Genomic DNA, 14,699 nt, shown 5'->3' with positions numbered 1-14,699 from the left:
AATATGAACATTGCTGTTCTTCCCGATTCACCCGAGACCGCCCCGCAAGCCATCGATCCGCTCGATCATCTCGCCGACAAGCTGTTTCACCCCATGGGTTCGGACGGCGTCTACGCCCGCACCGCGCTTTATGAGGGCGTTGTCGAAAAGCTCGCCGCACTGATCACGAGCCATCGCGAGGCCGGCACCGAGGTGATGCGCTTCCCGCCGGTGATGAGCCGGGCCCAGCTGGAAAAATCCGGCTATCTCAAGAGCTTTCCGAACCTGCTCGGCTGCGTCTGCGGCCTGCACGGCACCGAGCGCGAGATCAACGCCGCGGTGAGCCGCTTCGATGCCGGTGGCGACTGGACCAGTTCGCTGTCGCCCGCCGACCTCGTGCTGTCGCCCGCCGCCTGCTATCCGGTCTATCCGATCGCGGCGAGCCGCGGCCAGTTGCCGAAGGGCGGCCTGCGCTTCGACGTCGCCGCCGACTGCTTCCGCCGTGAGCCGTCGAAGCACCTCGACCGGCTGCAATCGTTCCGGATGCGCGAATATGTCTGCATCGGAAGCCCCGACGACGTCGCCGATTTCCGCGAGCGCTGGATGGTGCGCGCGCAGGCGATCGCGGCCGATCTCGGTCTCACCTTCCGCGTCGATTATGCCAGCGATCCCTTCTTCGGCCGCGTCGGCCAGATGAAGGCGGTGAGCCAGAAGCAGCAGCAGCTCAAGTTCGAGCTGCTGATCCCGCTGCGCTCGGAGGAGCAGCCGACCGCCTGCATGAGCTTCAACTATCACCGCGAGCATTTCGGCACGACCTGGGGCATCCAGGACGCCGATGGCGAGCCGGCCCACACGGGCTGCGTCGCCTTCGGCATGGACCGCCTGGCCGTCGCGATGTTCCACACCCACGGCACTGATCTTTCCGCCTGGCCCGCCAAGGTGCGCGAGCTCATGGGCATGCAGCCGCACGTCGCGGCCGATGCTCATGGCGAAGGCTGGCGCTAACGGAACGAGGCCTGTCATTTCCACGGGAAAGACGAGCGTGATCCACACCAAGGTCCGATGCCGCGAGATCACCGAGGCCGACGTCGAGGCGGTCGCAGACCTTTTGACGCGCGGCTTCGTGGGCCGCTCGCGCGACTATTGGATCCAGGGCCTGCGCCGGCAGGCCTTCCGGCCGGTGCCGGAAGGCTACCCGCGCTTCGGCTACATGCTCGACAATGACGGCACGCCGGTCGGCGTGCTGCTGCTGATCTACACGACGCGGAAGGCCGGCGACGAGGTAGCCATCCAGTGCAATTTGTCGAGCTGGTACGTCGATCCGGCTTACCGCAACTATGCGCCGCTCCTGACCAAGATCGCCCAGCGGCACAAGGACGTCACCTATCTCAACATCAGCCCGGCGCCTTGGACCTGGCCGATCATCGAGACGCAAGGCTTTCGCGCCTATTGCCGTGGCATATTCTTCTCCGTACCCGCGCTGGCACGCGTCCCGCGCTGGAGCAAGATCGAGGTCATCTCGCAGCACGCCAAGACGATCGATGGACTTTCCGAAGTCGAAACCGAGCTCCTGACGCGGCACGCGCGCTACAATTGCCTCAGCCTCGTCTGCCGTACCCCGAAGGGAACGTTCCCCTTCATCCTGCAACCGGTGCGCATCCGCCGCGGCTTCATTGCGCCGCCCGCGATGAAGCTGATCTATTGCCGCAACGCTGCCGAGTACGTCGAATGCGCAGGGCGCATCGGCCGGCTGCTGCTGCGGCTCGGCAAGATCTCGGTCGCCGTCGACTCCAATGGCCCGGTTCCCGGCCTCGTCGGCATCTACACCGAGCGGCGCGGCCGCAAATATTTCAAGGGTCCGCACCGGCCGCAGCTCGCCGACCTCACGGATACGGAACTCGTGCTGTACGGACCGTAGGAGGTCGCGCCCTCCTGTAGCCCGCATGAGCGTAGTCTGTACGGCCCACTCTCCGCCTTGCTGGTCACCCTCCGTAAACTACTGCGCTTAAGGGAATTTTCCCGCCTCTTCGCTACCCTCGGCGGCTGAATTACGCTGCGTTAAGTCTATTGCCCGCCGAGACCTGCCGATCCCATGACGTCGACCCGCGACAACGAGCTTGGTGCACGCCGCGAAGAGGGCCCGCAGGCCCTGGTCGGGCTGAGCCAGCTTGCGCTCGATCACATGGAGCAGGGCGTCTGCGTCTACGACGCCGCCAACCGGATCGTGCTGGTCAACCAGCGCTATCTCAGCCTGTTCAACATGTCGGCCGAGACCGTCCGGGTCGGCACGAGCTACCGCGACGTGCTCGCCCACAGCGCGACGCTCGGCAACATCCCCGCAGGGGAAGTCGATGCGCTCTATGCAGCGCGCATGGCGCGGATCGCGGCCGGCCAGCCGTTCCGGACTGAACAGACGCTCGCGAGCGGCCTCGTCATGGCGCTCGAGCTGAAGCCGCTCCCCGGCGGCGGCTGGATGACGATCTGTGACGACGTCAGCCGCCTCGCACGGCTCGAGGCGGAGCTGCGCGTGCAGACCGAGCGCAGCCAACACGCGCTTGCCAACATGTCGCACGGTCTCATCATGTATGATTCCGACAGTCGCGTCGTCGTCTGCAACGAACGTTTCCTGAAGCTCTACAATCTCGACCCCGAAATCGTGAAGCCGGGCGCCACGCACGGCACGGCCATCGATCACTGGCTGTCGCGCGGCAATTTGCCGGGGATGTCGGCCGACGAGTTCCATGACGCCAGGCTGGAGGACGTGCGCGCCAGGAAGGCGAAAACCCTGCTGGTGATGCGCTATGACGGGCGGATGGTGCAGGCGGTCTCCCGCTTCCTGCCGGACGGCGGCTGGGTGACGGTGCATGAAGACGTCACGGAGCGGCTGCAATACGAGGAGACGCTGCGGCAGCAGAACTTCATTCTCGATGCGGCGCTGGAGAACATGGCGCACGGGCTCGCCTTCTACGACAGCGGGATGCGCCTGCGTGTCTGCAACACCACCTACCGGAAGATCTATCGGCTGTCGCCGGAGGAGACCAAACCGGGGACGCATCTCGCCGAGTTGATCGAGCGCTCGATGGCGAAAGGTGCGTTCTCCTCCGAATATAGTCCGCAGCAGCTCCTGGAAGCCGCCAGCGCGAGGATCGCCAACCGCGATTCCTCGCCGATGCGCCGGCGCATGTCGAACGACACCATGATCTCGGTGCGCTACTGCGCGCTGGCCGAGGGCGGCTTCGTCGCCACCTATGAGGACATCACCGAGCGCGAGCACGCAATCGAGGAGTTGAGCGAGCAGTATCGGCGCTTCGACGCGGCCTTGAACAACATGAGCCAGGGCCTCTGCATGCTGGATTCGAGCCTGCACGTGATCGTCTGCAACCGCCGCTACATCGAGATGTACGGCCTGTCGCCGGACGTCGTGAAGCCAGGTGTCTCGATGCGCGAGATCATGGAGCACAGCTGCGAGCTCGGCACCCATCCGAACACCACCGCCGCGCGGCTCTATGCCGATTATGTCGAGAGGCTGCGCGAGGGCGAGCACACGCTGCACCGCCATTTGAGCGACGGCCGGATCATCAAGCTCAATCACAAGCGAATGGAGCACGGCGGCTGGGTCGTCACCTACGAGGACGTCACCGAGCGCCACAAGGCCCAGGCTCGCGTGGCGCACATGGCGCGGCACGATTCGCTCACCGACCTGCCCAACCGCACGCTGTTCCGCGAGAAGATGGGCGAGGGACTGAACCAGGTCGCGATCGCCGGCGGCGCGATGGCCGTGCTGTGCTTCGACCTCGATAATTTCAAGACCGTCAACGACCGCCTCGGCCACGCGGCCGGCGACCGGCTGTTGCGCTGGGTCGCGGCGCGGCTGAAGGAGAATGTCGGCGAGCACGACACCGTCGCGCGGCTCGGCGGCGACGAATTCGCCGTCCTCCAGCGCGGACCGCAGCCGCAATCGGCGGAAAAGCTCGCACGCCGCCTGGTGGAGATCATCGGTCACCCGCCGCCGCTGGAGAACCAGTCGATCCATGTCGGCGTCTCCGTCGGCATCGCCATCGCGCCCGATCACGGGCTCGATGCCGACGAGCTGATGAAATGCGCCGACCTCGCGCTGTACCAGGCCAAGGCCAAGGGGCGCGGCGCCTTTCAGCTGTTCGAGCCCGAGATGGAGGAAGAGGCGCGCAGCCGGCACGCGCTGGAGCACGATCTGCGCGGCGCGCTCGAGGCACGTGAGTTCGACCTGGCATTCCAGCCGCAGGTGCGGCTCGACACCACCGAGCTGACCGGCTTCGAGGCGTTGCTGCGCTGGAAGCATCCGTCGCGCGGTTTCGTCTCGCCAGCCGAATTCATTCCGATCGCGGAAGAGAACGGACTGATCGTCCCGATCGGCGAATGGGTGCTGCGCACCGCCTGCGCGACCGCCGTGTCCTGGCCCGATGTCACCGTCGCGGTGAACCTGTCGCCGGTGCAGTTCCGCTCGCGCGGGCTGGTGGCGATGGTCACGAGCGCACTTGCGGAAGCCGGCCTGCCGCCGCAGCGGCTCGAGCTCGAGGTCACCGAGACGGCGCTGCTCGACGACAGCGAGGCGACGATCGAGATCCTGCACCAGCTTCGCGCGTTAGGGGTGCGCGTCAGCCTCGACGATTTCGGCGTCGGCTATTCCTCGCTGAGCTATCTGCGCAAGTTTCCGTTCGACCGCATCAAGATCGATCGCTCCTTCGTCGGCACGCTCGGCGAAAGCCCGGAGAGCATTGCCATCGTCCGCACCATCGCCAGCCTCGGCTCAGTGCTCGGCGTCGAGACCACGGCCGAGGGTGTCGAAACGATCGAGCAGCTCGACTTCGTCCGTGAATGCGGCTGCACCGCCGTGCAGGGCTATTATTTCGGCAGGCCGTGTCCGGCGTCCGAGGTCGGACGCGCCATCGAGACGCTGAACGCGGTTCGACGCGTGGCGTAAGGATCTGCGTTGGGTGGGTTAGCTCGCAGCCGCGCGAAGCGCGGTCCCTACCCCGCCGCAGGCAGCGCGCTATCCGGCGGCGTGCCCCACGGCCGCTCGGCCGACGCCAGCCCGATCAGGCGACCCTGGATGTAGTCGCAGCCCCAGTCGCGAAGCATGTTTGCGGCTTCTTCGTCCTGCACCCATTCGGCGACCGTCTTGATGTCGAGGCGGCGGGCGAGATCGATCAGGGTCTGCACGAAGGCGCGGTCGTCGGCCGAATGGGTGATGTTCTGCACGAAGGCGCCGTCGATCTTGACGATATCGACGCCGAGCTTGCGCAAATTCCGGAACGAGGTGTAGCCGGCGCCGAAATCGTCGATGGCGATGCGGCTGCCGAAATTCTTCAGCCGGGTGACGAAGCCGCGCACGTCGTCGATGTCCTGGATCGCGACCGTCTCGGTGATCTCGACGATCAGCCGTTCGGCAACGCCGGGATGGGCCAGCATCAGAGACTCGATGCCCGCCCACCAGTCCGGATCCATCGTGGTATCCGGCGAGATGTTGAGGCTGAGGCAGATGTCGGGCGCGGCCGCGAGCTCGGCGACCACCAGCTCGAGCACGCGATGATCGACGAGGCGGATGAGGCCGAGTCGTTCGGCGACCGGCACGATGTCGGGCGCCAGCAGCACCTGGCCGTCGCCCTGGTCCATCCGCACCAGGCATTCATGGAACGCGCGCTCGCGCGAGGCGGCAGCAACCACCGGCTCATAGGCAAGCTTGATCCGGCGCTCGTTCAGCGCGGTGACGATCTCGTCGGTGACGCGGATGTTGACGCGGCGCTGGGCGTCGCGCGCGGCATCCGGGCGCCAGGCCGCGAACGAGCCGACGCGGCGCCGCTTCGCGGCGTCCAGGGTCTCGTGGGCGCGATTGACGGCCTCGTCGGTGTTGCGGGCATAGCGCGGCACGCTGACCGCGCCGATCGAGGCGGTGACCGAGACTGGGCCGGATTTGGTCGGCACAACCTCGTCGCGGATGCCGGCGAGGAAGCGCTCGGCGGCGACGTTCATGTCGTCGACGGTGCAGTTCTTGAGGATCAGGCCGAACTTGTTGCCGGAGAAGCGCCCGAGCACGTCGCCGCCGCGCAGGCGCGCGCGAATGCGCTTGGCGACGTCGAGGATCACGGCGTCGGCAACGTCGAAGCCGAAGGCGTCGTTGACGCGGGCGAGATGATCGATGCCGACCAGCATGAAGGCCGCGGTCGAGCGGAAGCGGGTCGTCTCCTCGATCGCCTCGGCCAGCGCCGCGATCAGATGCGAACGATTGAGCTCGCCGGTCAGCGGATCGAGCCGGGCCAGCTTCGTCAATTCCTCGTCGCGGGCGTGGCGCTCATTGTTGATGCGGACGGAGCCGATCGCACGCACCGGGCGGCCGTCGGGCCCGGCGAACCAGCGCCCGGTCTCCTCGATCCAGACCACGGGATCGGCGGCGCTCAAGCGTACGCCATATTCGACCCGGTAGGGCGTGCCGTCGGCGCCATGTACGGCGGAGGTTTGCGCCAGCGCCGCGGTCCGCAGCGATTGCGCGGGCTCGATCAGCTTGGCGAACTCGGCGCCGGTGGCCAGCCGCTCGGCGGGAATGCCGGGGAAGATGGCACTGGCCTGATCACCCCAGACGATGGCATCGCTGGCGACGTCCCAGGCGAACACGGCCTGGCCGAGAGCAGCCAGGATGTCGGAGGCTTGCGGCAATGCGGGGGTCAAAATCGCCTCGTTTCGGGACAGCGGAGAGTCCTGGGTCGGCACAGGATAGAGCCAGATTCGCCTTTGACCCTAGGCAAAGTTCATAAACAATTTGGAAACCACGTTCTGCAGGCCTGCGGAACCAAACCGGCCCGGCCGGCATAGGCCTTGCGAGTACGTGACACGCACCGGCGCCAGCGTTCCGAAACGCGACAGGCTCGCCGGACCAACGGTGATTGCGATGTTCAGTACTGATCGATCGGTCCAGGCGGACAACGGCACGGGCACGGCCCTGGTGCCGCTGCTGCCGCTTCTGCGCTTGGCCAACAAGGCGCCGCTGTCGCGCCCCGATTCGAGCTTCGTCACCCAGCTGATCGCCAATGCCGAGCACCTGCCGCAGACGAACCGGCTCCGCTGCGCGTCTTCCGAAGACGCGCAGATGGCCTATGGCAGCAAGCATCCGCTGGGAAGCGTCAGCGCGCGGACGCGACAGGTGGCTTGAGGCCGATCAGCGCGGCGGCGCGTCGGGAGACGGCGGCGTGCCGTTGCCCGGCTGCAAATCCGGCGAAGGCATGCTCTGGACGGGCTTCGGCGCCGGGTGGTCCATCAGCACGGATTCGGCGACCGACTGCGCAGTGGGCGCGGGCGGCGCCACCGGTGCCGGTTGCGGCGCAATCAGCGGCTCGAACTTGGGCTCGGCGACGGCTTCATCGGCCGGCGCTTCGGCCTGACGCCTGGCCTTGCGCGAAGCGGGCGCTGTCGTCTCGCCGGCATAGGCGACGCGGCGGCGCGTGCGCTGGGCGATGCCGCCGAGGAAATCGGCCATCGCGAGCAGCACCAGCAGGAAATAGGTGGAGTTGCCGAATTTCGGCCACATCACGAATTCGGCCGCAGCCGCGCCAAACACGATCAGCGACAGCAAATGATCCATCAGGAATCTCGCGCCCGGCCGCGCGCCCTTCACCACCTCGAGCAGCAGCAGCACGATTCCGAGCGCGAGCATCACGTCGGCGAGCGTGACCGGCCAGGCCTCGCCCGTGATCATGGGCACCTTGAACAGCACGTCCGTAAAGGACACGCTCGGCATCAGGAAGGCGATGATATTGTAGACCGCGAGCGGGATCAGGAGCAGCGGGAAACCGACCATCGGCGAAATGCCTTCTCGATCAAGATATCCAGACAGGACAATGCGGCGGCGAAGCATTCGCTCCGCCGCCGTCACCGTCATATCTCATGGGTTGGCCGAAATCAGGCAGGCGAAATGATCCCGCCCGGAGAAAGATCCTTAACTCAGGACTCTTTCTTCTTCAGGACCTGACGGCCCTTGTACATGCCGGTCTTGAGGTCGAGATGATGCGGACGACGGAGCTCGCCGGAGTCCTTGTCTTCCACATAGGTCGGCTTCTTGATGGCGTCTGCCGAGCGGCGCATGCCACGGCGCGACGGCGAGGTTTTTCTTCTCGGAACGGCCATTTCAATATCCTCTAGGGATTGGTGTCATCAGGGCATCGTCCACAGGACGGCTCAGCACCCAAACGGGGCGAGCGGAATGCCGATCAAGGCCGCGCTTATAGAGGAAGGCTGGCCCTAAAGCTAGGCTCTTGGACCGGAAAATACGTCCGGAAAGGGCCAGAAATCAGCGATTTTCCCGCCAACAGGTCGAAAGCGAGCTGGCCTGCGCCCTGGCAACATAGGTCCCGGCCAGGCGCCTGACACCCGGTCCAGGGGTCCTGGCGCTGCGTTTGACCGGATTCGGCAGGATCGAGGCCAGAAGGGCGGCTTCCCGGGGGGACAGGTTGGCCGCCGACTTGCCGAAGGCATAGGCGCTGGCGGTCTCCACCCCGAACTGGCCCTGCGGTCCCAGCTCGGCGATGTTGAGGTAGATCTCCAGGATCCGCGCCTTGGGCAGGACGAAGTCGATCCACAGCGCCAACGGGAATTCCAGCGCCTTGCGGACGAAGTCCCGCCCCTGCCACAGGAACAGGTTTTTTGCGACCTGCTGGGTGATCGTCGAGGCGCCCCGGAACGGCGTACCGTCTTCGTTCGCGTCGTCGATCGCCTCGCGCAGCGCGCCCCAATCGATGCCGTGATGCTTGCAGAAATGGGCATCCTCGGCCGCCACCGCCGATCGCGGCAGTGAGGCCGACATCGCCGCCAGATCGATCCATTCCCGATGCATCGGCGCGCCCCGCAAGCTTCGCCAGGCCATCAGCGTCGAAACCGGATGGCCGGTGCGGTAGAACGGCGCAATCACATAGGGCGCGAGAGCCACGACCGCGAGCGCTACCAGCAGGATTTTGACGATGCGCAAATCGACCTTCCCGGCGCAAAATGAAACGCGGCCACGGCTCTCGCCATTAAGTCTGTGATAATTCGGGCCTTTTCCAGCGCTTTTTAGCCCTTCCAAACGATTGACTGAAGCGGGCGCATAAAGGATTGTCCCGCCGAATTTTGGTTCTGGAGCCCTTCTTGATGACCGGCACGTCCCCGTCCGATTTCGCCAAACGTCTGGACAAGACCGCTGATGACACCGAGGCCCTGCTCGGGCGCCTGTTGGCGGACGACATCCTGCCCGATGAGATCGCCCGGCCCAAGCGACTGATGGACGCAATGCGCTATTCGAGCCTGAACGGCGGCAAGCGCCTGCGACCGTTCCTTGTGGTCGAGAGCGCGGCCGTGTTCGGCGTGCCGCGCGAGGCGGCGCTGCTCGCCGGTGCCGCGCTCGAATGCATCCACTGCTACTCACTGATCCATGACGATCTGCCGGCGATGGACAATTCGGACCTGCGCCGCGGCCGCCCCACCCTGCACAAGAAGACCGATGACGCGACCGCGATCCTCGCGGGCGACGGCCTGTTGACGCTCGCCTTCGACATCATCACCCGCGACGAGATCCACCGCGACGCCAATGTGCGGCTGCTGCTGACGCGCGCGCTGGCGCGCTGCGCCGGCATCGGCGGCATGGTCGGCGGCCAGATCCTCGATCTTGCCGGGGAAGGCCGTTTCGGCGACCGCGAGCCGGTCGATGTCGCCCGTCTCCAGCAGATGAAGACCGGCGCATTGCTGCGCTATGGCTGCATCGCCGGAGCGATCCTCGGCCAGGCCTCGCAAAAGGAATATCAGGCGCTCGACGATTACGGCCGCGCACTTGGCGAGGCCTTCCAGATCGCCGACGACCTGCTCGACGTGGAAGGCGACGCGGCTGCGCTGGGCAAGCCGTCGGGCCAGGACGCCGCGCTCGGCAAGACCACCTTCGTCACCCAGCTCGGCATCGAGGGCGCCAAGCAGCGCGTGCGCGACCTGCTCGCGCGAGCCGACAGCGCCGTGTCAATCTTCGGCGACCGCGCCGCAGTGCTGCAAGCCGCGGCGCGCTTCGTGGCCGAGCGGAAGAACTAGCCACGCGATGACGGGCGGCAACAAAGAGGATCCCGCCCTCGTCCGCTTCCGCCAGATGTCGCGGCCGATGCGGCTGATTTACGCCCGGCCGCGGACGTTCATCTCGCTCGGTATCGGCGTCCTCGTCTGCCTGCTCGCGCCGGGCTCACCCCGGCTGACGACGCGGCTCGTGCTCGGCTGGGATGCGCTGATCGCGGTTTATCTCGTGCTGGTCTATGCGATGATGCTGTGCAACGACCACGAGCACATCCGCCGTAGCGCCGCGATGCAGGACGACGGCCGCTTCGTGATCCTGCTGGTGACGGCAATCGGCGCGTTCGCCAGCATCGCAGCGATCGTGGTCGAACTTGGCACCCATCGCGGCGCGGCGGAGCTGACCATCGCGATCACCACCATCGCGCTGTCCTGGGCCGCCGTGCACACGACTTTCGCGCTGCATTACGCGCATGATTACTACCGCCACGCCGAGCCGGGCGGTCTTCAGTTTCCGAGCGGCGACAAGGAAGATCACGCCGATTATTGGGACTTCGTCTATTTTTCGTTCGTGATCGGAATGACCGCACAGGTCTCCGACGTCGGCATCACCGACAAGACCATCCGCCGCACCGCCACGGCGCACGGCATCGTATCCTTCATCTACAACACGGCGCTGCTGGCGCTGACGGTAAACATCGCGGCGAGCGCGATCGCGACCTGATCCCAGCGACATTGTCACGGCTTCGCCGGACAATGTCGAGGGACGCAGTGCCCTCAGTTGCAGACCTCGGCATTGGCATCAACGTGAGGGCCGCCGCCACCGCGATATACGAGGTGGCAGCCGCGCTGGACCGGACGGCAGAGAAGATCGTTGCAATAAATCTGACCACTGCCGCCCGAGGCGCGACCAGCGCCGGCCGCGGCGCCCGCGATGCCTGAGCCATACCCTCCGGCGGAGCCCGTCTGCACGCGCTTCTTTGCCTGACGATCCTCGCTGTCGTCACGTCGCGAGGTCGCGGGCTTGGAAGTCGTCGGCTTTGCGGCACGCTTCTTCTCGCATTCGTTGTCGTCGTTCAGCGCGAAGCCATCGCCGCAAACGATCCTGGTGCACTTGTCGCCGTCGACCTTGAAGCCGTGCTCGCACACCAGCGGGCAGACGCGCGACGGTTTTGACTTGACGGTGTCGAGCGCATCGGTGCTTGCCACCTTCACGTCGAGCTTGGTGCCAGCATAGCGGTTGAACTGCGACAGCGACCGCTGCGCGGACGTGTTCCAGTTGCCGTCGGCGGCGCCGGAGAAGCAGCCGACGCGGCCGAGCTCAGTCTGCACGGAACGGTTGAGATCGGCCGGCGCAGTGGCCGGTGTCAGCGAAGCAACGTTGGTGCCTGAGGGGCTCGCCGTGCTGGCTGGCGCAGCACTCGGCGCCGTTGCGGCGAGATTGACGCGCTGCTGCTCGGCGGCGGCCGCCTGCTGCTGTGCCTGTTCCTTGGCTTTCTGCGCGGCGAGTTGCACCTGCTCCGCGGCCTTTGCATCGGCCGCAGCCTTGGCCTGCGCATCCTTCTGCGCGCCAAGCGCGGCAAGACGATCTCGTTCAGCCTCGGCCTGCTTGGCCTTTTCCGTCGCCGCCGCATGGACCTGCTCGGCGCTGATTTTCTCGAGCTGAAGCTTGGCGAGGCTGGCATAGAAGCCGTCGGGGTGCTGGGCGAGAAACGCGTCCCATGCCGGCCTGTTGCCGACCTGGAGCGCGAGCTCGTAATCGCGGCGGATGTCGGCCTGAGGATTCGGCGCGGGCGCAGCGGCAGCCGTCACCTTGACCGGCACCAGCGGCACGTCGTCGCCACCGAGCGAGCCGTAGACGAACGGTTCCTGCTTGTTACCCGTCGACTTGAGCACGTCGTCGCGCACGAAGCCGAAGGCGCGGCGGACGTCGAGGCCGGGCGTCGTCAGGTGCTTCGACAGCGCCACGGTAAAGGGGCTGTTGGCGCCGTCGCCGTCCTGCGCCGTGAAACCGGCCTTGGCCGAATAGGCGATCAGCGTGTTGGAGCTGGTCGGCTCGACCTGGGCGAGGCCGCGGCCGATACCGCGCGAGGCAATCGTGCGCTTCATGGTCTTGCCGAACGGATTGTCGCGGCAGGCGTCCAGGATCACGAGGCGAAGCTGTTTTGCGGGTTCGACCGCGACCAGAACGCGGTCGAGCGACAGCGCCTCGTCAAACACGTCGGTGTCGCGCTCGAGCTTGGCGTCGACGGGGATCAGATAGTTCGAGCCTTCGACCTCGATGCCGTGGCCGGCATAGTAGACCACGGCGATATCGGCATCGCGGGTTGCGTCGGCGAATTCGCGCAACACACGCCTCGTCTCCAGCGCCGACAGGTCATGCCGGGAATCCACGATGTCGAAGCCGGCCTCCTTCAGCGTCCTGGCCATCACCGTGCCGTCGTTGACGGGATTGGCGAGCGACGGCGCGTGCTGATAGGCCGAGTTGGCGATCACCAGCGCCACGCGCTTTCCGGCGAACGCAGGCCCGGCGCCGAACAGCAGCGTGAGAGCGAGGAGAAGCGGACCAAGTCTGAGCAAATGGCGCATGACACGACTTCCGAGTTCAGGGCCGTACGGGCCCCCTTGGGATCGCTTTAGCAAGTTCCGGCGCGGGTGCTTGTGATGGAGGTCACGAAGGCCGCGCCCGCGGGGTGCCGCAAAAGGCCCCTTTTGTTTGTCGTGCCAGCCCTGCCGGGGTTCGCTGACGGGCGCACGCGCGGGCCGGGTTCCCTCAGCCATCTCCAATATGCCCCCGATATTGCGGTAGCTCGTCTGTAATTTCGTGCCAGGGCGCCTTCGAGCCCACGAAAATGTGGGCGCCCGGCCGGATCGAGGGGGCATCGACCAGGGTTCCCATGGCGACATGGACCCATTTTCCCTCGCGCACCCGGGAATAAAGCAGCGAGCCGCAGCGAGCACAGTGGGCGTCATGGGTGGTGTCGTCACCATAGATGGTGCGCTGGTCCTCACCCCTGACGATGCGCAGCTTGCTCCGCTCGATCCCGGCGAACGGCTTGAAGGCGGCGCCGGTGGTGCGGCGGCAATTCGAGCAGTGGCAGTTCATCGCATAGGAGAACGCGTCAGCCACCTCGTAGCGCACCGCGCGGCAATAGCATTCGCCGGTCAGGATGGGAGCGTTCGCATTCTCTGATCCGGTCATCACAGCGTCCTTGCGCAAATGGTACGGACACCATAGCGCATTTTGACATGTACGACTAAGTTCACCCCGAGCCATCATTCAAAGGGATGACCCATGAGCCAGAACCGTTCGGGCGTCGAAGCCGTCGTGCAATCCTATTTCGACGGACTTTACGAAGGCGACGCCGAAAAGCTCGGCGCCATCTTTCATCCCTCCGCCGATTTACGCTGGGTCGAGAAGGGCGAGCTCCAGGTGCTGACCGTGCCCGACTGGCTCGACCGCGTCCGCAAGCGTCCCTCCGGCAAGGCCGAAGGCAAGCCGCGCGAGGATTTCATCGTCACCATCGACCGTTCGGACGACAAGACCGCCTTCATCAAGGTCCGGTGCCAGTTGCCGCCGCGGTTTTTCACCGACTATCTGGTGGCGATGAAGCTCGCCGACGGCTGGCAGATCGTGTCCAAGTCTTATCGGTATGACCTGAGGGAATGAGGGGCCTGATCTTTCGTTGCCCGAAATCGGGCGCACTCGTTGCACGGATGGCGTGCACACCGCATCTCCACCTGCCCGTCTCTCTCAAAAGGCCCCCCATGCCTCTCGACCGCCGTTCTCTGCTCGCCTCGCTGTGCTGGTTTGCCGCCTCTCCCGCGCTCGCCGCGGAGACGCTGCCGGAACTCGAGGCCTATGAGCGCGACAGCGGCGGCCGGATCGGGGTCTATGCGGAGAACCTTGCGACCGGCGCGACGATCGCCTGGCGCGCCGACGAGCGGTTCGTCATGTGCTCGACCTTCAAGGCCTCGCTCGCGGCCTGCGTGCTGGCGCGGGTCGATCGCGGCGAGGAGCAGCTTGCGGCCATGATCCCTTACGGCCAGGCCGATCTTCTGGACTACGCGCCGGTCGCCAAGCAGAATCTCGCGGCCCGTGCGATGTCGGTCGCCGACATGTGCAAGGCGATCATCGAGCTCAGCGACAACACCTGTGCCAATTTGCTGCTGGCGCGGATCGGCGGTCCGGCCGCACTCACCGCGTTCTGGCGGTCGCTTGGCGACGCCACCTCGCGGCTCGACCACAACGAGCCCGAGCTCAACCGTTCCCCGCCGGGCGATCCCCATGACACGACGACGCCGGTGGCGATGGCCGGCAATCTGCGCCGGCTGGTGACGGGCGAGGCGCTGTCGCCGGCCTCGCGTGCTCAACTCACCGAATGGATGGTGGGCTGCAAGACCGGCGCGAACCGGCTGCGCGGCGGGCTCCCCGCGAGCTGGAAGATCGGCGACAAGACCGGCAACAACGGCAAGGACGCCTCGGGCGATATCGCGGTGGTCTGGCCCAAGCCGGATACACCGGTCCTGATCGTGGCCTATACCCAGGGCGGCACGCCGAGTGCGGCACGGATCGAAGCCGTGTTCGCCCGCATCGGCCGCATGGTGGCCGAGCGGCTGGCGTGAGCCGCGCGCATTGACCTTGCGGTTGCTTCCGGGCCAAGACAGGC

Annotated in this window: 14 protein-coding genes; 8 read left to right on the top strand and 6 right to left on the bottom strand. The window is 66.0% G+C overall.

The genetic code is table 11. The annotated features are described in order from the left end of the window. The first annotated feature begins 3 nt into the window (after window positions 1-3). The 3 genes from JQ572_RS16210 (at window position 4) to JQ572_RS16200 (ending at window position 4,939) form a co-directional block, all read left to right on the top strand. On the top strand, window positions 4-984 hold the full coding sequence (locus JQ572_RS16210) for an amino acid--[acyl-carrier-protein] ligase (RefSeq protein WP_211384026.1): 981 nt from the start codon (window positions 4-6) through the stop codon (window positions 982-984). Window positions 985-1,021: 37 nt separating this feature from the next. Further along, complete coding sequence (locus tag JQ572_RS16205; RefSeq protein ID WP_211384025.1) at window positions 1,022-1,897, top strand: acyl-CoA acyltransferase; 876 nt, start codon at window positions 1,022-1,024, stop codon at window positions 1,895-1,897. A 174-nt stretch (window positions 1,898-2,071) separates the two neighbouring features. Next, on the top strand, window positions 2,072-4,939 hold the full coding sequence (locus JQ572_RS16200; protein ID WP_211384024.1) for a PAS-domain containing protein: 2,868 nt from the start codon (window positions 2,072-2,074) through the stop codon (window positions 4,937-4,939). Window positions 4,940-4,986: 47 nt separating this feature from the next. Here the strand turns inward: JQ572_RS16200 and JQ572_RS16195 are convergent, their stop codons facing one another. Continuing rightward, entirely contained in the window at window positions 4,987-6,681 is a 1,695-nt protein-coding gene (locus JQ572_RS16195; RefSeq protein ID WP_211384023.1) for a GGDEF domain-containing phosphodiesterase, read from the bottom strand. Between the two features lie 220 nt (window positions 6,682-6,901). On the opposite strand from JQ572_RS16195, the gene JQ572_RS16190 reads away from it, so the two are divergent. After that, window positions 6,902-7,162 carry a hypothetical protein gene (locus tag JQ572_RS16190; RefSeq protein ID WP_211384022.1) on the top strand — a complete coding sequence of 87 codons (261 nt, stop codon included), beginning with the start codon at window positions 6,902-6,904 and terminating at the stop codon, window positions 7,160-7,162. 6 nt (window positions 7,163-7,168) lie between these two features. On the opposite strand, the gene JQ572_RS16185 is transcribed toward JQ572_RS16190, so the two are convergent. The 3 genes from JQ572_RS16185 to mtgA all read right to left on the bottom strand — a co-directional run bounded on the left by JQ572_RS16185 (window position 7,169) and on the right by mtgA (window position 8,971). Next, on the bottom strand, window positions 7,169-7,807 hold the full coding sequence (locus JQ572_RS16185; RefSeq protein WP_211384021.1) for a hypothetical protein: 639 nt from the start codon (window positions 7,805-7,807) through the stop codon (window positions 7,169-7,171). 143 nt (window positions 7,808-7,950) lie between these two features. Continuing rightward, window positions 7,951-8,133, bottom strand: a complete 183-nt coding sequence (gene rpmF / locus JQ572_RS16180) for a 50S ribosomal protein L32 (RefSeq protein WP_007598106.1) — start codon at window positions 8,131-8,133, stop codon at window positions 7,951-7,953. Between the two features lie 163 nt (window positions 8,134-8,296). Next, window positions 8,297-8,971 carry a monofunctional biosynthetic peptidoglycan transglycosylase gene (mtgA, locus tag JQ572_RS16175; RefSeq protein WP_211384020.1) on the bottom strand — a complete coding sequence of 225 codons (675 nt, stop codon included), beginning with the start codon at window positions 8,969-8,971 and terminating at the stop codon, window positions 8,297-8,299. Between the two features lie 161 nt (window positions 8,972-9,132). Here mtgA and JQ572_RS16170 point away from each other — a divergent pair, with 161 nt between their 5' ends. Beyond that, window positions 9,133-10,056 carry a polyprenyl synthetase family protein gene (locus JQ572_RS16170; protein WP_211384019.1) on the top strand — a complete coding sequence of 308 codons (924 nt, stop codon included), beginning with the start codon at window positions 9,133-9,135 and terminating at the stop codon, window positions 10,054-10,056. A gap of 7 nt (window positions 10,057-10,063) precedes the next feature. Further along, window positions 10,064-10,753: a DUF1345 domain-containing protein gene (locus tag JQ572_RS16165; RefSeq protein WP_211384018.1), complete on the top strand. Its 690-nt coding sequence runs from the start codon at window positions 10,064-10,066 to the stop codon at window positions 10,751-10,753. 53 nt (window positions 10,754-10,806) lie between these two features. On the opposite strand, the gene JQ572_RS16160 is transcribed toward JQ572_RS16165, so the two are convergent. Both JQ572_RS16160 and JQ572_RS16155 read right to left on the bottom strand, forming a co-directional pair. Then, window positions 10,807-12,618 carry a caspase family protein gene (locus JQ572_RS16160; RefSeq protein WP_211384017.1) on the bottom strand — a complete coding sequence of 604 codons (1,812 nt, stop codon included), beginning with the start codon at window positions 12,616-12,618 and terminating at the stop codon, window positions 10,807-10,809. Between the two features lie 184 nt (window positions 12,619-12,802). Then, on the bottom strand, window positions 12,803-13,231 hold the full coding sequence (locus tag JQ572_RS16155; protein ID WP_211384016.1) for a GFA family protein: 429 nt from the start codon (window positions 13,229-13,231) through the stop codon (window positions 12,803-12,805). A 93-nt stretch (window positions 13,232-13,324) separates the two neighbouring features. Between JQ572_RS16155 and JQ572_RS16150 the strand changes: the two genes are divergently transcribed. Both JQ572_RS16150 and bla read left to right on the top strand, forming a co-directional pair. Further along, on the top strand, window positions 13,325-13,699 hold the full coding sequence (locus JQ572_RS16150) for a nuclear transport factor 2 family protein (protein ID WP_211384015.1): 375 nt from the start codon (window positions 13,325-13,327) through the stop codon (window positions 13,697-13,699). A gap of 98 nt (window positions 13,700-13,797) precedes the next feature. After that, the gene (bla, locus tag JQ572_RS16145) at window positions 13,798-14,655 is read left to right on the top strand and encodes a class A beta-lactamase (RefSeq protein WP_211384014.1); all 858 of its coding nucleotides are present in this window, start codon (window positions 13,798-13,800) and stop codon (window positions 14,653-14,655) included. The last annotated feature ends 44 nt before the right edge of the window (window positions 14,656-14,699 follow it).

It is taken from the genome of Bradyrhizobium sp. SZCCT0153 (assembly GCF_018129995.1).
Lineage (GTDB): Bacteria > Pseudomonadota > Alphaproteobacteria > Rhizobiales > Xanthobacteraceae > Bradyrhizobium > Bradyrhizobium japonicum_G.
This window is presented reverse-complemented; position numbering and strand designations above follow the sequence as displayed.